This window comes from Streptomyces sp. NPDC079141 (genome assembly GCF_040686775.1).
GTDB lineage: Bacteria > Actinomycetota > Actinomycetes > Streptomycetales > Streptomycetaceae > Streptomyces.
This window is the reverse complement of the sequence record NZ_JBFBLP010000010.1, coordinates 106,914-130,650: the sequence shown is the minus strand read 5'-3', so window position 1 is coordinate 130,650 and position 23,737 is coordinate 106,914. Positions and strand designations below refer to the sequence as shown.

Annotated in this window: 22 protein-coding genes and 1 tRNA gene; 8 read left to right on the top strand and 15 right to left on the bottom strand. The window is 71.7% G+C overall.

The features are described from left to right. Positions 1-20: 20 nt before the first annotated feature. From AB0Q90_RS25960 to AB0Q90_RS25950, 3 genes are all read right to left on the bottom strand, one after another. Positions 21-1,235, bottom strand: coding sequence for an acyl-CoA dehydrogenase (locus AB0Q90_RS25960; RefSeq protein ID WP_363160896.1), 1,215 nt, complete (start codon positions 1,233-1,235; stop codon positions 21-23). Positions 1,236-1,241: 6 nt separating this feature from the next. Continuing rightward, positions 1,242-2,264 (bottom strand): phosphotransferase family protein, encoded by a 1,023-nt coding sequence (locus tag AB0Q90_RS25955; RefSeq protein ID WP_363160895.1) that lies wholly within the window; start codon positions 2,262-2,264, stop codon positions 1,242-1,244. Between the two features lie 165 nt (positions 2,265-2,429). Further along, complete coding sequence (locus AB0Q90_RS25950; RefSeq protein WP_363160894.1) at positions 2,430-2,726, bottom strand: hypothetical protein; 297 nt, start codon at positions 2,724-2,726, stop codon at positions 2,430-2,432. Positions 2,727-2,838: 112 nt separating this feature from the next. Between AB0Q90_RS25950 and AB0Q90_RS25945 the strand changes: the two genes are divergently transcribed. Continuing rightward, on the top strand, positions 2,839-3,792 hold the full coding sequence (locus AB0Q90_RS25945; RefSeq protein WP_363160893.1) for an NADP-dependent oxidoreductase: 954 nt from the start codon (positions 2,839-2,841) through the stop codon (positions 3,790-3,792). Here the strand turns inward: AB0Q90_RS25945 and AB0Q90_RS25940 are convergent. From AB0Q90_RS25940 to AB0Q90_RS25925, 4 genes are read right to left on the bottom strand one after another with little or no spacing between them, the layout of a single operon-like run. Beyond that, positions 3,789-4,112 (bottom strand): DUF202 domain-containing protein, encoded by a 324-nt coding sequence (locus tag AB0Q90_RS25940; protein ID WP_363160892.1) that lies wholly within the window; start codon positions 4,110-4,112, stop codon positions 3,789-3,791. The two genes, AB0Q90_RS25945 and AB0Q90_RS25940, sit on opposite strands and share 4 nt — an antisense overlap. Then, complete coding sequence (locus AB0Q90_RS25935) at positions 4,109-4,501, bottom strand: DUF202 domain-containing protein (RefSeq protein WP_363160891.1); 393 nt, start codon at positions 4,499-4,501, stop codon at positions 4,109-4,111. Before AB0Q90_RS25935 ends, AB0Q90_RS25940 begins: the two co-directional genes overlap by 4 nt. Positions 4,502-4,554: 53 nt before the next feature. Continuing rightward, positions 4,555-5,070: an NUDIX domain-containing protein gene (locus tag AB0Q90_RS25930; protein WP_363160890.1), complete on the bottom strand. Its 516-nt coding sequence runs from the start codon at positions 5,068-5,070 to the stop codon at positions 4,555-4,557. 34 nt (positions 5,071-5,104) lie between these two features. Continuing rightward, positions 5,105-5,998 (bottom strand): DMT family transporter, encoded by an 894-nt coding sequence (locus tag AB0Q90_RS25925; protein WP_363160889.1) that lies wholly within the window; start codon positions 5,996-5,998, stop codon positions 5,105-5,107. A gap of 432 nt (positions 5,999-6,430) precedes the next feature. Here AB0Q90_RS25925 and AB0Q90_RS25920 point away from each other — a divergent pair, with 432 nt between their 5' ends. The 4 genes from AB0Q90_RS25920 to AB0Q90_RS25905 all read left to right on the top strand — a co-directional run bounded on the left by AB0Q90_RS25920 (position 6,431) and on the right by AB0Q90_RS25905 (position 10,427). Beyond that, entirely contained in the window at positions 6,431-7,381 is a 951-nt protein-coding gene (locus tag AB0Q90_RS25920) for a hypothetical protein (RefSeq protein ID WP_363160888.1), read from the top strand. Positions 7,382-7,475: 94 nt separating this feature from the next. Continuing rightward, a complete protein-coding gene (locus AB0Q90_RS25915) occupies positions 7,476-9,023 on the top strand; it encodes an APC family permease (RefSeq protein WP_363160887.1) in 1,548 nt (515 codons plus the stop codon). A 74-nt stretch (positions 9,024-9,097) separates the two neighbouring features. Next, a complete protein-coding gene (locus AB0Q90_RS25910; protein WP_363160886.1) occupies positions 9,098-9,823 on the top strand; it encodes a molybdopterin-dependent oxidoreductase in 726 nt (241 codons plus the stop codon). Further along, positions 9,807-10,427 (top strand): cytochrome b/b6 domain-containing protein, encoded by a 621-nt coding sequence (locus AB0Q90_RS25905; protein ID WP_363160885.1) that lies wholly within the window; start codon positions 9,807-9,809, stop codon positions 10,425-10,427. Before AB0Q90_RS25910 ends, AB0Q90_RS25905 begins: the two co-directional genes overlap by 17 nt. A gap of 1 nt (position 10,428) precedes the next feature. On the opposite strand, the gene AB0Q90_RS25900 is transcribed toward AB0Q90_RS25905, so the two are convergent. The 4 genes from AB0Q90_RS25900 to AB0Q90_RS25885 all read right to left on the bottom strand — a co-directional run bounded on the left by AB0Q90_RS25900 (position 10,429) and on the right by AB0Q90_RS25885 (position 14,558). Continuing rightward, on the bottom strand, positions 10,429-11,364 hold the full coding sequence (locus AB0Q90_RS25900; RefSeq protein ID WP_363160884.1) for a hypothetical protein: 936 nt from the start codon (positions 11,362-11,364) through the stop codon (positions 10,429-10,431). Then, positions 11,361-12,248, bottom strand: a complete 888-nt coding sequence (locus AB0Q90_RS25895) for a hypothetical protein (protein WP_363160883.1) — start codon at positions 12,246-12,248, stop codon at positions 11,361-11,363. The genes AB0Q90_RS25900 and AB0Q90_RS25895 overlap by 4 nt, the downstream gene beginning before the upstream one ends. A 337-nt stretch (positions 12,249-12,585) precedes the next feature. Beyond that, entirely contained in the window at positions 12,586-13,983 is a 1,398-nt protein-coding gene (locus tag AB0Q90_RS25890) for a gluconate:H+ symporter (RefSeq protein ID WP_363160882.1), read from the bottom strand. Between the two features lie 47 nt (positions 13,984-14,030). Next, a complete protein-coding gene (locus AB0Q90_RS25885; protein ID WP_363160881.1) occupies positions 14,031-14,558 on the bottom strand; it encodes a gluconokinase in 528 nt (175 codons plus the stop codon). A gap of 137 nt (positions 14,559-14,695) precedes the next feature. On the opposite strand from AB0Q90_RS25885, the gene AB0Q90_RS25880 reads away from it, so the two are divergent. Together AB0Q90_RS25880 and AB0Q90_RS25875 are read left to right on the top strand one after the other, a co-directional pair. Continuing rightward, entirely contained in the window at positions 14,696-15,397 is a 702-nt protein-coding gene (locus AB0Q90_RS25880) for a FadR/GntR family transcriptional regulator (protein WP_363160880.1), read from the top strand. Between the two features lie 55 nt (positions 15,398-15,452). After that, positions 15,453-16,211 carry a class I SAM-dependent methyltransferase gene (locus AB0Q90_RS25875; protein ID WP_363160879.1) on the top strand — a complete coding sequence of 253 codons (759 nt, stop codon included), beginning with the start codon at positions 15,453-15,455 and terminating at the stop codon, positions 16,209-16,211. On the opposite strand, the gene AB0Q90_RS25870 is transcribed toward AB0Q90_RS25875, so the two are convergent. The 4 genes from AB0Q90_RS25870 to AB0Q90_RS25855 all read right to left on the bottom strand — a co-directional run bounded on the left by AB0Q90_RS25870 (position 16,184) and on the right by AB0Q90_RS25855 (position 22,190). Then, complete coding sequence (locus tag AB0Q90_RS25870; RefSeq protein ID WP_363160878.1) at positions 16,184-16,558, bottom strand: YchJ family protein; 375 nt, start codon at positions 16,556-16,558, stop codon at positions 16,184-16,186. The two genes, AB0Q90_RS25875 and AB0Q90_RS25870, sit on opposite strands and share 28 nt — an antisense overlap. Before the next feature lie 23 nt (positions 16,559-16,581). Beyond that, a complete protein-coding gene (locus tag AB0Q90_RS25865) occupies positions 16,582-17,925 on the bottom strand; it encodes a M1 family metallopeptidase (protein ID WP_363160877.1) in 1,344 nt (447 codons plus the stop codon). 68 nt (positions 17,926-17,993) lie between these two features. Beyond that, complete coding sequence (locus tag AB0Q90_RS25860; RefSeq protein ID WP_363160876.1) at positions 17,994-21,845, bottom strand: Pls/PosA family non-ribosomal peptide synthetase; 3,852 nt, start codon at positions 21,843-21,845, stop codon at positions 17,994-17,996. 260 nt (positions 21,846-22,105) lie between these two features. Then, a tRNA-Leu gene (locus tag AB0Q90_RS25855) sits at positions 22,106-22,190 on the bottom strand. 202 nt (positions 22,191-22,392) lie between these two features. Here AB0Q90_RS25855 and AB0Q90_RS25850 point away from each other — a divergent pair. Further along, positions 22,393-23,718, top strand: a complete 1,326-nt coding sequence (locus AB0Q90_RS25850) for a M20/M25/M40 family metallo-hydrolase (RefSeq protein WP_363160875.1) — start codon at positions 22,393-22,395, stop codon at positions 23,716-23,718. The last annotated feature ends 19 nt before the right edge of the window (positions 23,719-23,737 follow it).

Below are 23,737 nucleotides of genomic sequence, written 5' to 3'. Positions count from 1 at the left end.
CCGCCCCTTACACGTGTCGGTCACACGTACTTCTTCAGTTCCCGTCGCGCCAGCGACCGCTGGTGCACCTCGTCGGGACCGTCGGCGATCATCAGCGTCCGGGCGCCCGCGTACAGCTCGGCCAGCGGGAAGTCCTGGCTGACGCCGCCCGCACCGTGCAGCTGGATCGCCCGGTCGATGATGTCGACGACCGCGCGGGGCGTGGCGATCTTGATGGCCTGGATCTCGGTGTGGGCGCCACGGTTGCCGACGGTGTCCATCAGCCAGGCCGTCTTCAGCACCAGCAGCCGCAGCTGCTCGACCGTCACGCGCGCGTCGGCGATCCAGTTGTGCACCACGCCCTGCTGGGCCAGCGCCTTGCCGAACGCGGTACGCGTAACGGCCCGCCGGCACATCAGCTCGATCGCCCGCTCGGCCATGCCGATCAGCCGCATGCAGTGGTGGATACGGCCGGGGCCCAGCCGGGCCTGGGCGATGGCGAAGCCGCCGCCCTCCTCGCCGATCAGGTTCGACACCGGCACGCGCGCGTGGTCGAAGATCACCTCGGCGTGACCGCCGTGGGAGTGGTCCTCGTAGCCGAACACCTGCATGGCGCGCTTGACGGTGACGCCAGGGGTGTCGCGGGGGACCAGCACCATGGACTGCTGCCGGCGGATGTCCGCGCCGTCCGGGTCCGTCTTGCCCATCACGATGAAGATCTTGCAGTCCGGGTTCATCGCCCCGGAGATGTACCACTTGCGGCCGGTGACGACGTACTCGTCGCCGTCCCGCTCGATGTGCGTCGTGATGTTGGTGGCGTCCGAGGAGGCCACCTCCGGCTCGGTCATGGCGAACGCCGAGCGGATCTCGCCCGCCAGCAGCGGCTCCAGCCACTGCTTCTTCTGCCGCTCGTCGCCGAACTGGTGCAGCACCTCCATGTTGCCGGTGTCGGGCGCCGCGCAGTTCAGCGCGGTGGGCGCCAGGTGCGGGGAACGGCCGGTGATCTCGGCGAGCGGGGCGTACTGGAGGTTGGTCAGTCCGGCGCCGTACTCGGAGTCCGGCAGGAAGAGGTTCCACAGGCCCTGCCTGCGCGCCTCCGCCTTCAACTCCTCGACCACGGCCGGGGTGTCCCAGGGGGACGCCAGCGCGGCCCGCTGCTCCTCCGCCACCGCCTCGGCCGGGTAGACGTACTCGTCCATGAAGGCGAGCAGTTTGGCGCGCAGTTCCTCGGTGCGCGCGTCGAACGCGAAGTCCATGGCCCGTCAGCCTTCCTGAAGAGTGGTCAGACCGTGCTCGATGAAGACCGGGACCAGATCGCCGATGCGGTCGAAGCCGCGCCCGACCGTCTGGCCCAGTGTGTAGCGGTAGTGGATGCCCTCCAGGATCACGGCGAGCTTGAACCAGGCGAACGCCGTGTACCAGGAGACGGCCGAGACGTCGCGCTCCGACCGGGCGGCGTACCGCTCGATCAGTTCGGCCGGATCGGGGTGGCCCGGCGCCTCGGCGGTGGTGGAGACGGGGGAGTCGGCCATGCCCAGCGGCAGGCTGTACATCACCAGCAGCCCCAGGTCGGTGAGCGGATCGCCGAGCGTGGACATCTCCCAGTCCAGGATCGCCTTGATCCGGTCGTCGTCGCCGATCAGGACGTTGTCCAGCCGGTAGTCGCCGTGGATCACCGTCGGCACGGGCGAGGTCGGCAGCCGGCGCCCGAGCGTCGCGTGCAGTTCGTCGATGCCGGCCAGCTCACGATTGCGGGAGGCGTCCAACTGCTTGCCCCAGCGCCGCAGTTGCCGGTCGAGGAAACCCTCGGGGCGGCCGAAGTCCGCGAGGCCCACCTCGGCGGGGTCCACCGCGTGCAGGTCCACCAGCGTGTCCACCAGCGAGAGCACCGCCTGGCGCGTGCGCTCCGCACCCAGCGGGACGAGCTGGTCGGCGGTGCGGTACGGGGTGCCCTCCACGAACTCCATGACGTAGAACGGTGCCCCGAGCACGTCCTCGTCCTCGCACAACAGGATCGGCTCAGGCACCGGCACGCTCGTCGGGTGCAGGGCGCTGATCACCCGGTGCTCGCGCCTCATGTCGTGCGCGGTGGCCAGGACATGGCCGAGCGGAGGCCGCCGTACGACCCAGCGCGAGGTGCCGTCGGAGAGCGCGTAGGTGAGGTTCGACCGTCCACCCTCGATCAGCCGGCCGGTCAGGGGGCCGTGCACCAGGCCGGGCCGCTCGCGGTCGAGCAGCACGCGCAGCCGGTCGAGATCGAGTCCGGGCGGGTGGTCGGGGCTCATCGGTGCTCCTACGGGCAGGTGAACGGGACCCGACCAATGATGCCGACCGGTCGGTATGTCGTCCAGTGGGTGAGCCCAACGTGATCGGAGCCACGATAGGCCGACAGCTCCCCGCGCAGGGCGTCGGGGAGCTGTCGGACCGCTTCTTTCGGCCGGGTCAGGGCCTCAGTGGTCGTCCCAGTGGCCGTCGTGGGCGGCGTGCCGGTGACCGTCGTGGAGATAGTCGACGTGGTCGCCGTGCAGCACGCTCTCGTGCCCGCAGGCCTCGCCGTGCTGGTGCTGATGCCCCTCGTGGGCGGTGTGCCCGCCCGGCTCGCACTCGTCCCAGTGTCCGCCGTGCTCCCGGTGCAGATGCCCGTTGTGCGCGTAGTCGATGTGGTCGCCGTGCGGCACCTCGGCGTGGCCGCAGTCGGGTCCGTGAACATGGGTGTGGGAGGCGTGTTCCTGGTGGAGGGTGGTCATGGTGCTCACCTTCGAAGGCGCGGGTGATGACGACGGACAGGCTGCCACGCGAACGGCGCATATCCGGTCATTCGGCTTGCGTGGCGTACGGGTACCCCGGAGGGTCGGAGCCATGAAGGGCATCAGCTACTCACGCTACGGCGGCGCCGATGTGCTCGCCTACGGGGAGGTGAGCGACCCCAAGGTCGGCCCCGACTCGGTGCTGGTCAAGGTGCGGGCGGCGGCCGTCAACCCGGTCGACTGGAAGTGCCGCGAGGGTTACCTCGACGGCGCCCTCGAAGCCGTCTTCCCGGTGGTCCCCGGCTGGGACCTCTCCGGTGTGGTGGTCCAGCCGGGCGTCTCCGTCTCGGAGTTCGCCGTCGGCGACGAGGTCATCGGATACGTGCGCGAGGACTTCCTCTCCCGCGGCACCTTCGCCGAGTACGTCGCCGCCCCCCTGCGCACCCTCGCCCGCAAGCCGCGCAACCTGTCCTTCGAGGAGGCGGCCGGCCTGCCGCTGGTCGGGCTGACCGCCTACCAGGTGCTCGTCGAGGTGCTCCGGGTCAAGCGCGGCGAGACCGTCCTGGTGCACGCCGCGGCCGGCGGGGTCGGCTCCGTCGCCGTCCAGCTCGCCCGCCACTTCGGCGCCCGCGTCATCGGCACGGCCAGTGAGCACAACCACGCCTTCGTCCGGGGCCTCGGCGGCGAGCCGGTCGAGTACGGCGAGGGCGTCGCCGAGCGGGTGCGCGGGCTGGCCCCCGAGGGCGTGGACGCGGTGTTCGACACCGTCGGCGGCGAGGCGCTGAAGGCCGCGGCGAACCTCCTCGCCCCGGAAGGCCGGCTGGTCTCCATCGCCGACGGCGGCGTGGTCGACTACGGCGGCCGCTACTACTTCGTACGACCCGACGCCGACGATCTCCTGCGGCTGACCGAACTGGCCGAGCAGGGCGTGGTGAGCGTCCACGTGTCCGAGACATTCCCCCTGGACCGCGCGGCGGACGCGTACCGGCTGAACGAGGAGGGCCGGACGCGCGGCAAGATCGTGGTGACGGTGGACTGGGAGGCGGCGGAGGAGCGGAGGGACTAGAGGACCAGCGCCGCGCCGCACACCGCCAGCGCCACCGTGCACAGGACCGCCGCGGTGGCGTGCCGGGGGGCGAGGGCCTGCGGTCGTGCCGTCGCGGAGAGGGCTAGGACCCGGCGCTGGGCGACCGAAAGGAAGCCCAGCCAGAGGACGAGGCACAGGGCGGACACGACGACACCGGCCGCGGAGATCTCGTGCTGCAGCGCGGACTTCATGGCGAGTACGGCGGCCACGGTGGCCGCCAGTGTCGTACGGCGCCAGGCGAGCCGGGTCCGCTCGGGCTGCAGGCCGGGGTCCCGCTCGGGCTCCGCCGCCGGGTTCACCCCTCCCACCCGACGAGCACGACCACGACCATCGCCAGGGCGACGACCGCGACGACGACGCTCAGCACCGCCGGGAACCGGGACACCGGCAGGTCCTCGCCACGTCGCATGGCCTGCTCGCAGCGCACCCAGTGATTGACCGCACGCAGGGAACACAGCACGCCCGCACCGAGCAGTGCGAGCGCCAGCCCCACCCGCCAGCCCCAGCGCAGATCCGGCAGGAACTGGTCGACGGCGAAGCCGCCGCCGACCAGGGCGAGCGCGGTGCGCAGCCAGGCCAGAAAGGTGCGCTCGTTCGCCAGCGAGAACCGGTAGTCGGGCGTCCGGCCCTCTTCCCGGATCTCCCCGGGCGCGAACCACAGGCGGACGTTCCGTACGAATCCGATCATGTCCCGGACCCTACCCGGAGCCGGCCGAAAGGCTTTGACGCTCCTCTTGCTCGTCAGTTGTGCCCGTTACGGGTTCGGAGCCGCTCGTACGCCGCCAGCCCGTCCGGCACCCACTCCCACTCCGTCAGCCGTCGCTCCACCTCGGCCTCCGGCAGGAAGTCGTGCCAGGCCACCTCCTCGACCTGGGGGCTGACCGGCAGGGTGCAGCGCACCTCGTACACCGACGACCACCAGCTCTGCCCGGCGCCGTTGTCGTAGAGGAACTTGAAGAGGAACTCGGGCTTCGGCAGCCCGGACACCCCCAGTTCCTCCTCCGCCTCCCGCAGCGCCGCGTCGTCGTAGGTCTCGCCCGCGCCGACGACACCGCCGACGAACATGTCGTAGAGAGAGGGGAAGACCAGCTTGGTCGGGGTGCGGCGGTGGACGAAGAGGCGGCCCTCGGCGTCCCGGGCCTGGATGAAGACGCACCGGTGGCGCAGGCCCTCCGCGTACACCTGGCCGCGCGGCAACTGCCCGATGACGTGGTCGTTCTCGTCGACGATGTCGAGGATTTCGTCAGCTGAGCTCATGGGGGCCATCCAAGCAGGACCCGGCCGCGGGCGGTCAGCTCGGCTGGAGATCCCGCGCCGGTTCCCGTTCCACCGCGCCGCACGGCATGGCCGGGTGCAGGCCGAGCAGGACGATGCCCACGACGATCGCCGCGAGCCCGCCGGTCTCCCAGGCCAGGGCCCCGGGATCGGTGCGCAGCCGGTCGCCGAGGAAGCCGACCCCGCACAGGATCCCGGCCAGCGGCTGGGCCGCGGTCAGGGCGGGCAGCGACATCCGCAGGGACGCGGTCTCGAACGCGCTCTGCACCAGCACCAGGCCCGTGACGCCGAGCGCCAGCACGGCGTACGGCTGCCAGCCGGTGAGCAGCTCGGCCGGGCCGCCCTCGGAGAAGCGCTGCCCGCTCACCCGGGTCAGCGCGTCCTGGACGCCGTAGAGCAGGCCCGCCGCGGTGGCCAGCAGCACCGGACCCGAGCTGAGCCGCGAGCGCTTGGCGTACGTCGTGAGCAGCAGGGCGAGCCCGACCATCGCGCCGATGATCAGCCACTGCCGGAAGGGATCCGTGAGGGCGGTGCCGCCGCGCGGTTCGCCCGCCACGATGAACGCGCTCACCCCGCCCGCGAGCAGCGCGAGCCCCGTCCAACCCTGGCGGCCCAGGGGCTGTTTGGTCTGCTTGCGGGACAGGGCGAGGGCGAAGAGGAGGTTCGTCGCCAGCAGCGGTTCCACCAGGGACAGCTCACCCTGGCCGAGCGCCACGGCGCCCAGTGCCATGCCGGCCACCATCAGGGCCAGGCCGCCGAGCCAGCGCGGCACCTTCATCAGGTCCAGGAGCAGCCGGGGGGAGAGGAAGTCGCCGAGGGGCGCCCGCTGGGCCGCGTTCTGCTGGAGGACGAAGCCGAAGCCCAGACAGCAGGCGGCGCTCACGGCAAGAAGCAGAACCTGAAGCGACACGCTGCGTACCTCGATCACTCGGCCACGGGGTGCGTATGTGCGTAGGGGCCGACTGTAGCGTCCCGGGGCTTGGCACGCCCCTGAGAGGAATCGGAATCGGGCAAAGGGCTTCCCGCCATGGTGGGTGCCCCGCGCCGATCCTGCTATGACGTACGCCACAAATACGGACCAAAGGGCCGTCGATCCGGCCTCCGGACCCGCCTCCGGATCGTCTGCCGCAGGTCCGGTCCAAGGCCCCGCCGGATCCCCGTACGGACCCGGCCAACACGCCACAAGTTCCCCATCAGTAACAGGAGTTGACGCGTGTAACACCCGGGCGGGGCTTGACGCGAACCATTGGCTGCCGGTTGGCTGTGAGTGATCACTCGATGGCGAACCGAAACCAGCCGACGAGCCGCGAGCCAGAAGAATGCGCGTGAGGAAGTCCCCGCGGTGTCACCACCCCCGCCACCCCTCGGCCGCGGCCGCAAACGTGCGGCCCAGACCCTCGACCCGGCCCTGGACGACGCCGAACTCGCCGCCGCCCGCGCGGCGTTGGCGCAAGGGCGCTGGCAGAACGCCCGCTCCCTGCTCGCCCACACCGCCGACGACTGGGACCGCCGCGGACACCGCGTCACCGTGCTCGCCCTGGAGCCCCACAGCGCCCCCTGGGCCCGCGAGTGGCTGCTGGCCGAACCCGAGTCCGCCGACGCCCGCGTCCTGCTCGCTCTCGCCCTGGTGCAGCGCTCCTTACGCGGCAAGGAGAAGCCGGACCGCGCCCGCGAGGCCTGCCACACCGCTGCCGAGGCCGTCCCGGCCGACCCCACCCCCTGGCTCGGCCTGCTCATGCTGACGCGCGGAACCGGCACCGAGCGCGAGGCTCTCGGCCACTTCGACGAGATCCGCAGCCGCTACGCCGACCACCACCACGCCCACCATCTGATGGTCGCCCGGCTCGCCGAGCACGGCGTCGCCGCCGGCCCGGACCCGCTGCACGAGGTCTACGACTTCGCGTCCGCCGCCGCCGAGCGGGCCCCCGCCGACTCCCCGCTCGCGATCCTGCCGGTCATCGCGCACGCCGAGCGCTACCGCGTCCTGGCCGCCGCCGGACACGAGCCCGCCGACCCGGCCGCCTCCGGCCACTGGGTCGGCCGCCGGGCCCGCCAGGTGATGAAGGCGGCGTTCGACTGGTGGCTGGAGTGGGAGCACGAGGGACACCCGCGCCGCCTGGTCGACCTGAACTTCCTCGCCCACGCGAAGACCTGCGAGGGCCGGGGCGCCGAGGCCGCCGCCCTGTTCCACCGCATCGGCGAGCACATCACCCCCGCCCCCTGGTCGTACCCCGACCGTGAGCCGTACTCCGCCTTCCGTGCCGCCCGCGACCGCGCGCTCGGCACGGTGTGACACCCGCACCACCGCACCACCTGCACCACCGCACCACCTGCACCACGCGCCACCCCCGGAACCCCCCGAACACCCCCGAAAGGACCACCCCGCGATGACCACGGGCAGTTCGAGAACGAGCAGTACCACCGTCGACAGCGGCGGCATCAGCACGTTCAAGGGTCAGGACCGCGCCCTGCGCGCCGACCGCCTCGGCACGGTCGGCCTCCTGCTGTCGGTGCTCGCGGCGACCGCACCCCTCATGGTCGTCGCGGGTGTCATGCCCACGACCTTCGGGGTGATGGGCATCGTCGGGCAGCCGCTCCTCTTCGTCATCCTCGGCCTCGTCCTGGCCCTGTTCAGCGTCGGCTACGCCGAGATGAGCCGGCACGTCCACAACGCCGGCGCCTTCTACGCCTACATCTCCCGCGGCCTCGGCGGCACCGCGGGCGCCGGCGCCGCCATGGTCGCGCTCGTCGCCTACAACGCCCTCCAGGTCGGCATCTACGGCATCTTCGGCTTCGAGGTCTCCGGCCTGTTCGCCACCTACCTGGAGATCGAGCTCGCCTGGTGGATACCGGCCCTGCTGGCCGTACTCCTCGTCGGCGCCCTCGGCTGGCTGAAGATCGACCTCAACGCGCGCGTGCTCGGCGTCCTGCTGCTCATCGAGGTGGCCCTCGTCGTCGTGTTCGACGTCGCCGCCCTCGGCGACCCCGGCCCGGAGGGCCTCTCCCTGCACGCCTTCAACCCGGACACGCTCAGCGGCGCCGGCATCGGCACCGCCCTGTGCTTCTGCGTCGCCGCCTTCCTCGGCTTCGAGCAGGCCCCCGTCTACGCCGAGGAGACCAGCCGCCCGCACGTCCTCGTGCCCCGCGTGATGTTCCTCGCCATCGGCGGCATCGCGGTCTTCTACACGATCAGCTGCTGGGCCTTCACCGTCGCCACCGGCCCCGACGCCGTCGTCGGCACCGCCCAGGAACAGAGCGCCGGCATGCTCTTCTTCCTCACCGAGGGCCTCGTCGGCGACACCTTCACCGACGTCCTGCACGTGCTGTTCGTGACCGGCATGTTCGCGGCCATGCTCAGCTTCCACAACGTCGTCGCCCGCTACGCCTTCGCCATGGGCCGCGAGGGCCTGCTGCCTGCCGCCTTCGGCCGCACCAACAGCGCCAGCGGCGCCCCCGGCACCGGCTCCCTGCTCCAGACCGTGATCGCGCTGGTGGCCGTGGCCGCCTTCGCGCTCGCCGACGACAAGCCCACCGGCGACCCGACCGCACCCGTCCTGCACCTGTTCACCTGGATGGGCAACGTCGGCGCACTCGGCGTCACCCTCCTGATGGCCGCCGCCTCGGTCTCCGTCATCGCCTTCTTCGTCCGGCGCGGAGCCGTCGGCACCCAGTTCTGGCGGCTGGCCGCCGCCGGGCTCGCCACCGTCGCGCTGCTCGTCATCGTCGGCTACACCGTCAAGGACTTCGACGTCCTCGTCGGCTCCGGCCCCGACTCCGCGCTGAACTGGCTGCTGCCCGGCATCATCGCCCTCGCCCTGGTCGTCGGCCTGCTCCAGGGCCTCGTCCTGCGCTCCCGCAACCCCGAGGCCCACGCCCGCATCGGCCTGGGCAACGAGGCGTTCCAGCTGGAGAAGGCGGCCGGGACCGCCGACTGAGAAGTGGTTACGGAACCCTGACGGGCACCCGCGGCCCCTGGCCCCCCGCGGGTCGCGGGTGCTCGAATGGACAGGTGAACTCCGAACAGCCCGAGGACCGCGGAACCCCCGTCGGCCGCCGCGTCTTCCTCGGCACCCTCGGCCTGGGCGCCCTCGGCGTGGTCGCCGCGCCCAGCCTGCAACGCGGCCTGGAGTCCTTCCTCGGCGGCGTGGCCGGCAAGGACCCCACCGGCCTGACGGGCCTCCTGCCCAACGGCGGCGGCTTCCGCTACTACTCGGTCGCCTCCTCGGTGCCGCACAAGAACGCCGGGAACTACCGCCTCACGATCGACGGCCTGGTCCAAAGGCCCCGCACCTACACCCTGGCGGACCTGCGCGCCCTGCCGCAGACCCGCCTGGTCAGGGACGTGCAGTGCGTCACCGGCTGGCGCGTCCCCGACACTCCCTTCGAGGGGGTACGCCTGTCCCGGCTGCTGGACGCCGCGGGAGTGCGCCCCACGGCCGGGGCGGTGCGCTTCACCTGCTTCGACGGCACCTACAGCGAGAGCCTCACCCTCGACCAGGCCCGCCGCGACGACGTCCTGGTCGCCCTGCGCATGCAGGACAAGGACCTGGGCCACAGCCACGGCGGCCCCGTCCGCCTCTACGTGGCCCCCATGTACTTCTACAAGTCCGCCAAGTGGCTCTCCGGCATCACCGTCACCGAGGACGTGGAACCGGGCTACTGGGAGAAACGGGGCTACGACGTCGACGCCTGGGTGGGCCGCTCGAACGGACGCGACGATGAGCCTACGAGCTGAGGCGCCGCCCACGGCACGGATCCGCCGCTTCACCCGCGCCGAACGGTGGATCCACCGCACGACAGCCGCCCTGATGGCCATGTGCATCCTCACCGCGGCCTGCCTCTACGTCCCCCAGCTCGCCGAACTCGTCGGCCGCCGCGAGCTGGTGGTCCGCGTCCACGAGTGGTCCGGCCTCGCCCTGCCCGCGCCCCTCCTGGCCGGCCTCGCCTCCCGCGCCTTCCGCGCCGACCTCCGCTTCCTCAACCGCTTCGGCCCCCACGACCGGCGCTGGCTGCGCGCGGTGCTACGGCGCGACCGCCGCCCCGCGTCCCGCCCGGCGGGCAAGTTCAACGCCGGCCAGAAGATCTACGCGGCCTGGATCGCGGGTGCGACGCTGGTCATGCTCGGCACCGGCCTGATGATGTGGTTCACCCACCTCACACCCCTGATGTGGCGCACCAGCGCGACCTTCGTGCACGACTGGCTGGCCCTGACGATCGGGATCGTCCTGGCCGGCCACATCGGCATGGCCCTGGGCGACCCGGAGGCCCGCCGGGGCATGCGCACGGGCTCGGTGAGCCGGGAGTGGGCGGAGCGGGAGCATCCGCTGTGGCGCCCCTGAGTCATGGGCACTCCGTCGCCCGGCGGCGGCTGCCGCTGACGTACTCGATCCGCAGCCCGGGGTCCCCTTCGTGCAGCACGTACAGCTTGCCGTCCCAGGGAGCCCAGTAGCGGGGTACGAGATAGAGCCGGTCGCCCGAGACGTGGAACAGCCGCAGCCCGGCGTACCGGAAGCGGTAGGGACTGCCGTCCGTGTCGACCGCCGCGACGCAACTGCCGTTCCCGCGGATGAGCAGGTCCTGTTCGCTGAAGACGACCACCGCCGGAAACCCGTCGGTCACCGTGGCGGTCGTCTCGGCGGCCCGGGCCTCGCCGATGATCACGGCGTAGGCGTACACCGCCCAGAACAGGGAGACGACGGCGACGAGGAGCGCCGGGGCCCAGATGCGCGCCGCCCGGTGCGGTTCGGGCGCGGTGGCTGCCGGGTCCGGCCGGGTCCGCGCGTACGCGCTGAGCAGCACGCCGACGATCGCCGCGAGCGGGATGAGCAGGTCGAAGACGGGGCCCGGCGACACGTAGTAGAGCGGCACGAGCAGGGGCGCGGGCAGCCAGGCGTGCCGCAGGATCCGTAACGCCGGTTCGGCACGGGCGGGATCGCTCTCGACCCTGCGGTGCAGCACGGCGGCGGCCATCGCGGCGGCGGCCAGCGCGAGCACCGGGAAGTACAGCGCGTCCACACTCCGCAGCAGATAGTCGGCGGTGGACAGCCGGAACAGCGTGTCCCGCAACCCGAGGGCCCGCGTCTCGGCGTCGGTGCTGGCCCAGCCGAAGTAGAAGAGGACAGCGGTGAAGAGGGAGAGCAGGGAGCCCGCGGTACCGATGAGCTCGAACCAGTTGCGGGGCTGGGGAGCGGGTGGGGGTTCCGGGGGGTCTGGTTCGGGTTCGGGGTCGGATGGTGGCGGGTCCGGGGGCTCCGGGTCCGGGGGTGCGGTGGTCACAGGGAGGGGGAGATGACGGGGGACGGGGAGATGTCGGGGGAGGAGCCCGTGGAGTTCGGGTCCTGGATGGTAACCGCGTCCGCCTTGGTGGTCTTGAAGCCGTAGTCGATCGTGACGTCGACCGTCTTCGGATAACTGTCCAGCTCCGGAACCTCGGCCGTGAAGGCGAAGCCGTCGCCCGACTCGGAGGCAACGTCGAGCCCACCACTCGAACGCTTCCCGTCGATGAGGACCGTGGCGGAGTCCAGGTCCTCGGAGCTGAAGTAGGCGCCGCTGACCGAGACGGTGATCCGCTCCCCGGGACCGCCTGCGGTCACCTCGGTGATCCGGAAGGCACAGACGGCTCCACCACCCCCGGACGAGCCGCGCAACCGCACGGTGGCCGAGGGGTGTTGCTCGTGGAACCGCAGGACGTCTCCGAGTACGGCGTGCGCGGCGAGCCCCTTGCAGGTGCCGAGCCGGCCTTCCGTGGCCGCGAAGTACTCGGCGGCCTTGTCCCACGTACCGCTGCTCTGGCCCTGAAGGGCGAGACAGGCGTGGGCCAGGCCGCTGAGCACCTGCCACTGGGGTTCGCCCTTGTTCGGCTCGGCCTCAATGGCATTGAGGGAGGCCGTGCACTCGCCGGGCTTCTCGCCGAGATCGTCGTAGATGGACTCGGGATCGGGCGACTGTTCGAGGTTGGGTGAACGGGGTCCCGGTTTGAGCCAGTTGGGTGGGTCGACGCGTCCCGGGCTGCTGCCTCCCGAAACGTTTCCGCCCGACCCGTTCGAGCCCCCGGAAACGTTTCCTCCCGAGCCGCCGGACCCCCCGGATCCACCGGAGCTGCTCGACCCGCCCGATCCCCCGCCGCCATCTTCTTCCTCGTCCGGCTGCCACGTCGGCATGTCCCCGCCCGGGTCCTCGGCCCCGCCGCTCGCCGTGCCGCCCGAGGTCCCACCGGTGACGCTCGTGGACTCGCCGGAACCCCCGGACCGTTCCTCCCCGCCACCCCCACTACACGCCGCCGCCGTCCCGACCGCCAGCGCCCCCGCGACGAGCAACCCCGAAATCCGTACCCCGAGTGAGATCGCCATGACACCCCCGATGTCATCGCTCCCGAACGGGCCCAGCCCATGGGAAGTCTCCTCATGATGGGCCCAAGGCCCTTGCCGGGGAAGACACTTGGGCCCGCCGCGTCCTCGATGTCGAGGTCGCGGCGGGCCCAGCAGTGTCGTTCGGCCGCTAAATCACCAAGGACAACAGCAGCACGATGCCACCGGCGACCACCGAGATGATCGTCTCCATCACCGACCAGGTCTTGAGGGTCTGGCCGACGTTCAGGCCGAAGTACTCCTTCACCAGCCAGAAGCCGGCGTCGTTGACATGGCTGAAGAAGAGCGAGCCCGCGCCGATGGCGAGGACCAGCAGGGCCGTCTCAGTGGTCGACATGCCCGCCGCGAGCGGCGCGACCAGGCCGGCCGCGGAGACCGTCGCCACCGTCGCCGAGCCAGTCGCCAGCCGGATCGCCACCGCGATCAGCCAGGCCAGCAGCAGCGCGGGGATGGACCAGTCCTCGGAGATCTCCAGGATCATCTGGCCCACGCCGGAGTCGATCAGCGTCTGCTTGAAGCCGCCGCCCGCACCGACGATGAGGAGGATGCCGGCGATGGGCGCGAGGCCCTTCTCCACCAGCCCGGAGACCCGCTCCTTGCCGAACCCGGCGGGGCGCAGCAGCGTGAAGATGCCGAGAAGCACGGCGGCGAGCAGGGCGATCAGCGGGGAGCCGATGACGTCGAAGACGCGCTGCGTGGTGTTCTCGGGGTCGTCGATGATGATGTCGACGAGCGCCTTGGACAGCATCAGCACGACCGGCAGCAGGATGGTGGCGAGCGTGGCGCCGAAGCCGGGACGCTTCTCCAGTTCCTCGGAGGCGCGCTGCGGGATCATCTTGTCGGGGGCCGGGACGTCCACCCAGCGCGCGGCGAAGCGCGAGAAGAGCGGACCGGCGATGATCACCGTCGGGATCGCGACCAGGACGCCGAGCGCCAGCGTGACGCCCAGGTTGGCCTGCACCGCGTCGATCGCGACCAGCGGGCCGGGGTGCGGCGGAACCAGGCCGTGCATGACGGACAGACCGGCGAGCGCCGGGATGCCGATGCGCATCAGCGAGTAGTTGCCCCGCTTGGCGACCATCAGCACGACCGGGATCAGCAGCACGACGCCGACCTCGAAGAACAGCGGCAGACCGATCACCGAGGCGATCAGCACCATGGCCCACGGCATCGAGCGGCCGCCCGCCTTGGCGAGGATCGTGTCGACGATCTCGTCGGCGCCGCCGGAGTCGGCGAGCATCTTGCCGAGGATCGCGCCGAGGGCGATCAGCACACCGACGCCGGCGACCGTGGTGCCGAGCCCGGTGGTGAAGCTGGCGATCGCCTTGTCGAGCGGTGCTCCGGCGAACGCGCCCAGCGCCAGTGACCCGATGGTCAGCGACAGGAAGGCGTGGAGCTTGAACTTGGTGATCAGCAGGACGATGACGGCGATGCCCGCCAGCACGGCGATGCCCAGTTGGGCATGACCGGCCGAGGTGATGGGCTCGACGGGGTCCGCTGCCAGCATCTCGACATTGAGTCTGGTCACGGGATGTTCCCTTGCAGGTACGGGGGGATGGGGGAGTGCGTGGGGGGCTAAGCGGTCGGCGCGGAGAACTCCCGCAGGGCGGCTGTCGCCCGTTCGGTGATCTCCTCGGGGCTGCCGGCGACGTCGACCACGACGCCCGCCTCGTCCGGCTGGAGCGGCTGGAGCGTGGCGAACTGGGAGTCGAGCAGCGCGGTCGGCATGAAGTGCCCCTGCCGGTGCGACATCCGGTCCTCGATGAGCGTGCGGTCGCCCGCGAGGTGGACGAAGACGACGCCCGGTGCGGCGGCCCGCAGCCGGTCCCGGTACGACCGCTTCAGCGCCGAGCAGCTGACCACGCCGCCGAGTCCCGCCCGGCCGTGCGCCCAGATGCCGATGGCGTCGAGCCAGGGCCACCGGTCCGCGTCGGTGAGCGGGGTGCCGGCCGACATCTTGGCGATGTTGGCCTGCGGGTGGAAGTCGTCGCCCTCGGCGTACGGGACGCCGAGCCGGGCGGCGAGCAGGGGACCGATGGTGGTCTTGCCGGTGCCCGCCACGCCCATGACCACGACGACATGGGGGTTCTGCGCTTGCTGCATCGTGCTCTCGCTGTCTGCTGTCTTCGTCGACACGTGATGTCGACGCAACTGAAACCGATTAGGTACGACGAATTCAAGAGTCTGTGACAAATAAGTCTGACTTTTTGTTCCCGTGACGTCCCCCGTACGCTGTGTGCATGAGCACAACGGGCCGGGGGCTGCACGGCCATGTACTGGAAACCCTTGGTCCCGCGATCACCGCGGGGGAGTACCCGCCGGGCAGCGTCCTGCGCACGGACGAACTCGCCCAGCAGTTCGATGTGTCACGCTCCGTGATGCGCGAGGCGGTCCGCGTCCTCGAATCGATGTATTTGGTCGAGTCCCGCCGCCGCGTGGGCGTCACGGTCCGCCCCAAGTCCGAGTGGAACGTCTACGACCCCCAGGTCATCCGCTGGCGGCTGGCCGGCGCCGACCGCCCGCAGCAACTGCGCTCGCTCACCGTCCTGCGCTCGGCCATCGAACCGGTCGCCGCGGGCCTGGCCGCGCGGAACGCCACCGCGGCGCAGTGCGCGGAGCTCACCGAGTGCGCCCTGGGCATGGTGGCCAACTCCCGCGGCCACCAGCTGGAGGGGTACCTCTTCCACGACGTCGCGTTCCACCGGGTGATCCTCAACGCCTCGGGCAACGAGATGTTCGCCCGGCTCGGCGACGTCGTGGCCGAGGTTCTTGCCGGACGCACCCACCACGAGGTCATGTTCGAGGACCCCGACCCCGCCGCCGTCACCCTGCACGTCCGGCTCGCCGAGGCCATCCGCGCCCGCGACGCGGTCGGCGCCGAGAAACTGACCCGCGAGATCACCGTGGGCGCCCTCCAGGAACTGGACATCCTCGCGCCCTGAGAGCGCCCCGACAATTCGCGCGCGCCGCAGCGCCCGCAAGCGGTACGGTCCCCAAATGTCTGACGCAGACGGCTACTTCGGAGAGAAGATCGCGGCCGGGTACGACAACTCGGAATCGGAGATGTTCGGCCCGGACGCGGTGAACGCGACCGTCGACGTGCTGGCCGGCCTCGCCGGTGACGGCAGCGCGCTCGAACTCGGCATCGGCACCGGCCGGATCGCCCTGCCGCTGGCCGCCCGTGGAGTGCCCGTGCACGGCATCGACATGTCCCGGGCTATGGTGGCCCGACTGCGGGACAAGCCCGGCGGGGACGGCATCGGCGTGACCATCGGGGACTTCGCGACGACCCGGGTGGACGGTCAATTCGCCGTCGCCTACCTCGTGTTCAACACCATCAACAACCTCACGACCCAGGACGCCCAGGTCGACTGCTTCCGCAACGCCGCCGACCATCTGGCGCCCGGCGGCTGCTTCGTCGTCGAGGTGGGCGTACCGGAGCTGCGCAGGCTGCCGCCCGGACAGAGCGCCGTACCGTTCCACATCAGCCCGACGCGCTGGGCGTTCGACACCTACGACCCCGCCACCCAGGCGATGAGCAGCAACTACGTCACCATCGTCGACGGGCGAGCCGAGCACGAGACGATCCCGTTCCGGTACGTGTGGCCCTCCGAGCTGGACCTGATGGCGCGGCTCGCCGGAATGCGGCTGCGCGACCGCTGGGAGGACTGGTCGGGGGCGCCGTTCACCAGCGAGAGCACCCGGCACGTTTCGGTCTGGGAGAAGCCTCAGTCCAAGAACTCGCCGTCGACATAGACCCACGCCCCGTCCACCCGCTCGAACCGGCTCCGCTCGTGCAGCGAGCCGCCCCGGAACGACGCCCGGAAGGTCACGGTGCCCGTCGAGTGGAACGCCGAGCCGTCCGTCGTACCGAGGATCTCCAGGCCCGTCCAGCGCATCCCGGGGTCGAGATCGAGCTGGGCGGGCCGGGTCCGCGGATGCCAGGTGCGCAGCAGATACCCGGTGTCCCCCTTCACGAAGGCGCTGTAGCGGGACCGCATCAGCGCCTCGGCGGTCGGCGCGGCGGTGGGGCCGGAGTGGAAGCGTCCGCAGCAGTCGTCGTAGGACTCGGGCAGGCCGCAGGGGCAGGTACGCGTGCTCATGCGGCCATTCTCCCGGACGGCCGTCAGACCGCCGCGAGCGTCTCGGGCCCCGGCAGCGGCGGCAGCACCGCGCCGTGCACCCACTCCTCGAACACCTCGTCCAGCGGCTCGCCGGCGAACCGGGCCGCATGCGCCGCGAACGTCTGCGTGGTCACCGCCCCGCCCCGGTGCAGCCCGGCCCAGCCGCGCAGCATGCGGAAGAACGCGTCGTCGCCCATCGCACAGCGTATGGCGTGCACGGTCAGCCCGCCGCGTTCGTAGAGCCGGTCGTCGAACATCAGCTTGCGGCCGGGGTCGGCCAGCCTCAGATCCTGCGGCAGGCCCGCGAGCAACCGGTGTGCGGAAGCGGCGAGTTGCTGCGCGCTGCGCCCGCCCGAGTGCTCCGACCACAGCCACTCGGCGTACTTCGCGAACCCCTCGTTGAGCCAGATGTGCCGCCAGTTCGCGATCGAGACACTGTTCCCGAACCACTGGTGCGCCAGCTCGTGCGCGACCAGCCGCTCCGAACCCCGCGCCCCGTCCACATGGTTGGCGCCGAACAGCGACAACCCCTGTGCCTCGACGGGCACATCGAGCTCCTCCTCGGTCACCACGACCGCGTACTCGTCGAACGGGTACGGCCCGAACAGCTCCTGGAACAGCTCCATCATCTGCGGCTGACGCGCGAAGTCCCGGGAGAACTGCGGCAGTAGCTGCGCCGGGATGTGCCCGTGCTGCGGCACCCCGCCCGGCCCCGGATCGCCCAGCAGCACCGTCTGGTACTTGCCGATCGAAAGACCGACCAGATAACTCGACGTCGGCGCCGCCTGCTCGTACACCCAGGTCGTCGTCGAGGCCCTCGTCGTCCGCGTCAGCAGCCGCCCGCCCGCCACCGCCGAGTACGCCGAGGGCGTGGTGATCGAGATCTGGTACGTGGCCTTGTCGGCGGGCCGGTCGTTGCACGGGTACCACGAAGGCGCCCCGATGGGCTGGCTCGCCACCAGAGCCCCGTCCTCCAGCTCCTCCCAGCCGAGCCCGCCCCACGGACTGTTCACCGGCTTCGGATTGCCCGACCAGTGCACCTCCACGGTGAACGCGGCCCCGGCCCGCACCGGCTTCGCCGGCCGGATGCGCAGCCGGCCACCACGATGCGTGTAGTGCGGCTGCCGCCCGTCCACCCGGACCCGCCCCACCCGGAAGTCCGCCAGGTTGAGCTGGAACTCCGCGAGCGGCGCCCGGCCCGCTATGGCGTTGATCCGGGCCGTCCCCGACAGCCGGTTCGGCCCCGGGCGGTAGTCCAGCGCGAGTTCGTAGCGGTGCACCCGGTAACGGGGATCACCGTTGTCGGGAAAGTACGGGTCCGCACCCACGGACTGCTGAACTGCCACTGCTGCGTCTGCCCCTCGCGCCGAGCTCGTACGACGTCCATCGTCCCCCGACGTCGTACGAACCGCGCCTAGCGACGCCATGCCTCGATCGGGTTGCCCAGCCAGCGCGTGTCGTCGGGGACGGACTCCGCAGCCATCACCAGAGACGCGGGGCCCAGTGTGGTGCGGGCCCCGACCGTGCTGCCGGGCAGGACGATTCCGCCAGGGCCCAGCGTCGCGCCCTCACGGAGGACCACAGTATCCGTCCGCAAGATCCGGTCGTGGAAGAGGTGGGTCTGGAGCACACAGCCGCGGTTCACGGTGGCCCCGTCCTCCAGCGTCACCAGATCCGTCTCCGGCAGCCAGTAGCTCTCCACCCACACACCCCGGCCGATCCGCGCGCCCAGCCCGCGCAGCCACGCGGTCATCAACGGCGTACCCGGCACCGCACCCGCCAGCCACGGCACCGCCAGCACTTCGACGAACGTGTCCGCCAGCTCGTTGCGCCACACGAAGCCGCTCCACAGCGGATGCTCCCCGCTGCGGTGCCGCCCCACCAGCGCCCACTTGGCGACGATCGACACCAGACCCGCGAGCCCGCCCGCCGCGAGCAGCACGACCCCGCACAGCAGCCAGGCCCGGCCGCCCAGCGCGCACAGCGCCGCCACCGTCAGCACGGCCAGCGCCGTCGAGCAGAACACCGGCACGATCCGGCACAGCTCCACCAGGCCGCGCGCCCACAGCAGCCGCGCCGGCGGGTCGTACGTCCGGCTCTGGTCGCCGCCCTTGGCGCTGCGCGGCAGCTTCACCGGCGGCAGCCCCAGATACGAGGTGCCCTTCTTGGCCTTCTTCGGCGTCGCCGACAGCACCCCGACCAGACCGCCGTCCGGCACCGTCCGCCCCGGCGCGGTCATCCCCGAGTTGCCGAGGAACGCCCGCCGCCCGATCTCCGCCCGCCCGATCCGCATCCAGCCGCCCCCGAGCTCGTACGGCGCCGTCAGCGTGTCGTCGGCCAGGAACGCGCCCTCACCGACCGTCGTCAGGCTCGGCAGGGCCAGCACCGTCGACACCTCCGCACCCCGCCCGATCCGCATCCCGAGCAGCCGCAGCCACACCGGCGTGACCAGCCCGGCGTACAGCGGGAACAGCGTCTCCCGCGAGCGGTCCATCAGCTGGGTCACGGTCCACGCCTGCCAGCCCAGCCGGCTGTGCGTGGGATACGTCCCCTCCCGCAGCCCCAGGCTCAGCAGCCGCACCCCGGCCAGGATCAGCAGCGCGTACGCCAGCCCGAAGGCGAGTGTCGCCGGCACCACCGCGAGCGCGGCACCCAGCAGGGGAGCGTCGGCGGAGACGAACGGGTAGGCCACCAGCAGCGCGGCCCCGCCCGCCAGCACCGGCAGCGCACTCAGCGCCAGGCCGCTCACGCCGTACATGCCCCGCCAGTACGCCCCGCGCCCCGGCCGTTCCTTGGGCCAGTTGCGCTTGGCCTTGCCGAGCTTGACCGCGGGCGCGCCCGCCCAGCGCTGACCGGTGGGAATCTGAGCGGTGACCGCCGAACCCGGCGCCACCTCGGCCCGCTTGCCGACCCGGGCGCCCGGGAAGAGCACGCTGCGCGTGCCGACGACCGCGTGCGCGCCCACCTTCACCGCGCCGATCTCCAGCCGGTCGCCGTCCAGCCAGTACCCCGACAGATCGACCTCGGACTCCACGGCCGCGCCCCGGCCCAGCTTGAGCATGCCGGTGACCGGCGGCAGCGAGTGCAGGTCCACGTCCGGACCGACCTTGGCGCCCAGCGCCCGCGCGTACCGCTCCAGCCACGATCCGGTCAGCGAGGTCGCCCCGCTGAACTCGGCCAGCCGCTCCGCCGTCCACAGCCGCAGATGCACGCCGCCGCCCCGGGCGTACCGCCCCGGCCGCACGCCGCGCAGCAGCAGCCGCGCCCCGCCCGCCGCGAGGGCGAGCCGCCCCGGCGGGCTGAACAGGACCAGCGCCCCGGCCGCGAGGGCCCACCACGGCGCGGTCGGCAGCCAGGCGTACCCGGGCAGAACGTTCCCCAGGGCCGCCAGCGGCACCATCCAGCGCAGCCCGAGCAGCGTGAACAACGGCACGAGGACGAGGAGTTGGACGGCCTGGGCGCGCCTCGGCACGGGCGCCACGGTCCGCTGCGCGCCGTCGTCCTGCGCCGACTCCTCCAGCCGGCGGGCCAGCTTGCGCAGGGTCGGCTGCTGGTAGATGTCGAGGACGGCCGCGCTCGGGTAGCGGGTGCGCAGCCGGGTCGTCAGCTGGGCGGCGGCCAGGCTGCCGCCGCCGATCGCGAAGAAGTCGTCACGCGCGCTGCCGACCGGGATGCCCAGGACCTCGGCCCACTGCTCGGCGAGCCAGGCCTCGGTGCCGTACAGCTGCTCGGCCGAGGGGGTTTCGAGGTTCTCCAGCGGCCAGGGCAGCGCATTGCGGTCGACCTTGCCGCTGGTCCGCGTCGGCAGGTCCTCGACCGGCGCGAGCAACGGCACCAGCGCGGCCGGCAGCTCGGCGCGCAGCTTCTCCACGGCCACCTTGTGATCCCAGCCGTCCTGGGTGACGACATACCCGACGAGCAACTGGTTGCCGCTGCGCGCGGTCCGCACGGCGGCCGCGGCACCGGCGACCCCGGGCAGCGCCTGGAGCGCCGCGTCCACCTCACCCAGCTCGATCCGCCGCCCGCCGAGCTTGATCTGCTCGTCGGCCCGCCCGAGGAAGACCAGCCCCTCCGGCTCGGCCCGCACCAGGTCACCGCTGCGGTAGGCCCGCTCCCAGCCCAGCGATTCGAGGGGCGCGTACTTCTCCGCGTCCTTCTCGGCGTCGAGGTACCGGGCGAGCCCCACCCCGCCGATCACCAGCTGTCCGCTGGCACCCATCGCGACCGGCTCGCCGGCCTCGTCGACGACGGCCAGCTCCCAGCCGTTCAGCGGCAGCCCGATCCGGATCGGCTCCTCGCCGGACATCAGCGACGCACAGGCCACGACGGTCGCCTCGGTGGGCCCGTAGGTGTTCCACACCTCGCGCCCCTCGGTCACCAGGCGTTGCGCCAGCTCGGGCGGACAGGCCTCACCACCGAAGATCAGCAGCCGTACGTCGGCCAGCGCCTCCGGCTCCCACAGCGCGGCCAGCGTGGGCACCGTGGAGACGACGCTGATCTCCTGCTCGACCAGCCAGGGCCCGAGGTCGGCGCCGCTGCGCACCTGGGACCGGGGCACGGGCACCAGACAGGCCCCGTACCGCCAGGCCAGCCACATCTCCTCGCAGGACGCGTCGAACGCGACAGACAGCCCCGCCATGACCCGGTCACCGGGCCCGACCGGATCCTCGGTGAGGAACAGCGCGGCCTCGGCGTCCACGAACGCGGCGGCGCTCTCGTGCGTGACGGCGACGCCCTTGGGCTTCCCGGTCGAACCCGAGGTGAAGATGATCCAGGCGTCGTGCCCGACACCGGGGCGGGCGGCGGCGGAGTCGGAACTGCCGTATACGGCGATCTCGTGCCCGGCCCCGACGACGGCCCGCACGTCCGCCTCCCCGAACACCAACTCGGCCCGCTCGTCCGGGTCCTCGGCGTCGACGGGGACGTAGGCGGCACCGGCAGCGAGCACGGCCAGGATCGCCACGTAGAGGTCATTGGTGCCGGACGGCACCCGCACCCCCACCCGGTCGCCGAGCCCGACCCCCGCGCCGGCCAGCCGCCGTCGCAGCCGCTCCACCTCGGCGGCCAGCGCACGGTAGGTCAGCTGTGCCGCCCCGTCGTCCAGGGCGAGTTCGTCCGGAAACGAGCGCACGGAGGCGTCGAAGATGTCGACGAGTGTGCGTGGGGAGGCCGCCTGACCTCCGGAGAAACGTGCCGTGTCACCGAACCGCTCGCGGATCTCTTCGTCGAGCAGACCGAGAGCGCTGCTCTCGTGTATGGCTGCCATCGGGTCCTCGCGTCTCGATCCCGGAAGCCTCCGGGGAGCTGGCGGGCCCGCAGGTCTGCCTGGGGTTGTCCGGCTCCAGCTCCGTAACAAGCCGGAAATTTTAGTACGACGCTAGGTTCGACCCCCGTGTCCCGCCACCCGGGACGGCCGTTCGGGGTCCCTGGGACGGCGCTGACCTGCGGATCTTCCGGCCGGGGAGACATGCCCCACACAACGGGCGAGGGCCGCGACCTTGTGGTCGCGGCCCTCGCCATCTCAAGTGTCCGAGGGGGGACTTGAACCCCCACGCCCGATAAAGGGCACTAGCACCTCAAGCTAGCGCGTCTGCCATTCCGCCACCCGGACAAGGTGTCTGTCGTGCGGGGGTTTCCGTTGCGGTTTCCCTCGCGGCGACATGGAAAACATTACCAGGCTTTCGAGGGTGGTCGATCACCCCCCGGTCCCCGCGTGAACGGCATGTGACCGGCCGGTCCCGGTCTTGGGCCGGGACCGGCCGGGGGAGGAGGATGAGGGGGACCCACCAGCAGTGACAGCGGGAGGAACCAGCGTGAGCGGGACGGACACGACCAGGAACGTCACCGGCGAGGACGAGGTCGTGGACCTCTGCCGCGAGCTGATCCAGATCGACACCAGCAACTACGGCGACCACTCGGGTCCTGGTGAGCGCAGGGCCGCCGAGTACGTGGCCGAGAAGCTCGCCGAGGTGGGGCTCGAACCGCAGATCATCGAGTCGCACCAGGGCAGGGCCTCCACGGTGGCCCGGATCGCGGGCGAGGACCCCACTCGGCCCGCGCTCCTCATCCACGGCCACACCGACGTCGTACCGGCCAACGCCGCCGACTGGACCCACCACCCCTTCTCCGGCGAGATCGCCGACGGGTGCGTGTGGGGGCGCGGCGCCGTCGACATGAAGGACATGGACGCGATGACCCTCGCGGTCGTCCGCGACCGGCTGCGCAGCGGCCGCAAGCCGCCGCGCGACATCGTGCTCGCGTTCCTCGCCGACGAGGAGGCCGGCGGCACCTACGGCGCCCGGTACCTCGTCGACAAGCACCCTGACCTCTTCGAGGGCGTCACCGAGGCGATCGGCGAGGTCGGCGGGTTCTCCTTCACCGTCAACGAGAAGCTGCGGCTGTACCTGGTGGAGACCGCGCAGAAGGGCATGCACTGGATGCGGCTCACCGTGGACGGCACCGCCGGTCACGGCTCGATGACCAACACCGACAACGCCATCACCGAGCTGTGCGAGGCCGTCGGCCGGCTCGGACGGCACACCTGGCCGGTGCGGGTGACCAAGACCGTACGGTCCTTCCTCGACGAACTCTCCGACGCGCTCGGCACCGAGCTCGACCCGGAGAACATGGACGAGACCCTCGCCAAGCTCGGCGGCATCGCCAAGATGGTCGGCGCCACGCTGCGCAACTCGGCGGCGCCCACCATGCTCGGCGCCGGCTACAAGGTCAACGTCATCCCCGGCCAGGCCACCGCGCACGTCGACGGCCGCTTCCTGCCGGGCTACGAGGAGGAGTTCCTCGCCGACCTCGACCGCATCCTCGGCCCGCGCGTGAAGCGCGAGGACGTGCACGGCGACAAGGCGCTGGAGACCGACTTCGACGGCAAGCTGGTCGACGCCATGCAGAGCGCCCTGAGCGCCGAGGACCCGATCGCCCGTGCCGTGCCCTACATGCTCTCCGGCGGCACCGACGCCAAGTCCTTCGACGACCTCGGCATCCGCTGCTTCGGCTTCGCGCCGCTCCAGCTGCCGCCGGAGCTGGACTTCGCCGGCATGTTCCACGGGGTCGACGAGCGGGTGCCGGTGGCGGGCCTGAAGTTCGGCGTTCGCGTGCTCGACCGGTTCCTCGACGCGTCCTGAATTCGCCCACTGAAACGAA

Bases quoted from the DNA above. Each gene is read 5' to 3' on its own strand.
- AB0Q90_RS25955 (WP_363160895.1), bottom strand. From the start codon at position 2,264: ATGAGCCCCGACCACCCGCCCGGACTCGATCTCGACCGGCTGCGCGTG.
- AB0Q90_RS25945 (WP_363160893.1), top strand. From the start codon at position 2,839: ATGAAGGGCATCAGCTACTCACGCTACGGCGGCGCCGATGTGCTCGCC.
- AB0Q90_RS25870 (WP_363160878.1), bottom strand. From the start codon at position 16,558: ATGAGCACGCGTACCTGCCCCTGCGGCCTGCCCGAGTCCTACGACGAC.
- AB0Q90_RS25930 (WP_363160890.1), bottom strand. From the start codon at position 5,070: ATGAGCTCAGCTGACGAAATCCTCGACATCGTCGACGAGAACGACCAC.
- AB0Q90_RS25895 (WP_363160883.1), bottom strand. From the start codon at position 12,248: ATGCCGACGTGGCAGCCGGACGAGGAAGAAGATGGCGGCGGGGGATCG.
- AB0Q90_RS25880 (WP_363160880.1), top strand. From the start codon at position 14,696: ATGAGCACAACGGGCCGGGGGCTGCACGGCCATGTACTGGAAACCCTT.
- AB0Q90_RS25875 (WP_363160879.1), top strand. From the start codon at position 15,453: ATGTCTGACGCAGACGGCTACTTCGGAGAGAAGATCGCGGCCGGGTAC.
- AB0Q90_RS25905 (WP_363160885.1), top strand. From the start codon at position 9,807: ATGAGCCTACGAGCTGAGGCGCCGCCCACGGCACGGATCCGCCGCTTC.
- AB0Q90_RS25860 (WP_363160876.1), bottom strand. From the start codon at position 21,845: ATGGCAGCCATACACGAGAGCAGCGCTCTCGGTCTGCTCGACGAAGAG.
- AB0Q90_RS25935 (WP_363160891.1), bottom strand. From the start codon at position 4,501: ATGATCGGATTCGTACGGAACGTCCGCCTGTGGTTCGCGCCCGGGGAG.
- AB0Q90_RS25950 (WP_363160894.1), bottom strand. From the start codon at position 2,726: ATGACCACCCTCCACCAGGAACACGCCTCCCACACCCATGTTCACGGA.
- AB0Q90_RS25885 (WP_363160881.1), bottom strand. From the start codon at position 14,558: ATGCAGCAAGCGCAGAACCCCCATGTCGTCGTGGTCATGGGCGTGGCG.
- AB0Q90_RS25915 (WP_363160887.1), top strand. From the start codon at position 7,476: ATGACCACGGGCAGTTCGAGAACGAGCAGTACCACCGTCGACAGCGGC.
- AB0Q90_RS25960 (WP_363160896.1), bottom strand. From the start codon at position 1,235: ATGGACTTCGCGTTCGACGCGCGCACCGAGGAACTGCGCGCCAAACTG.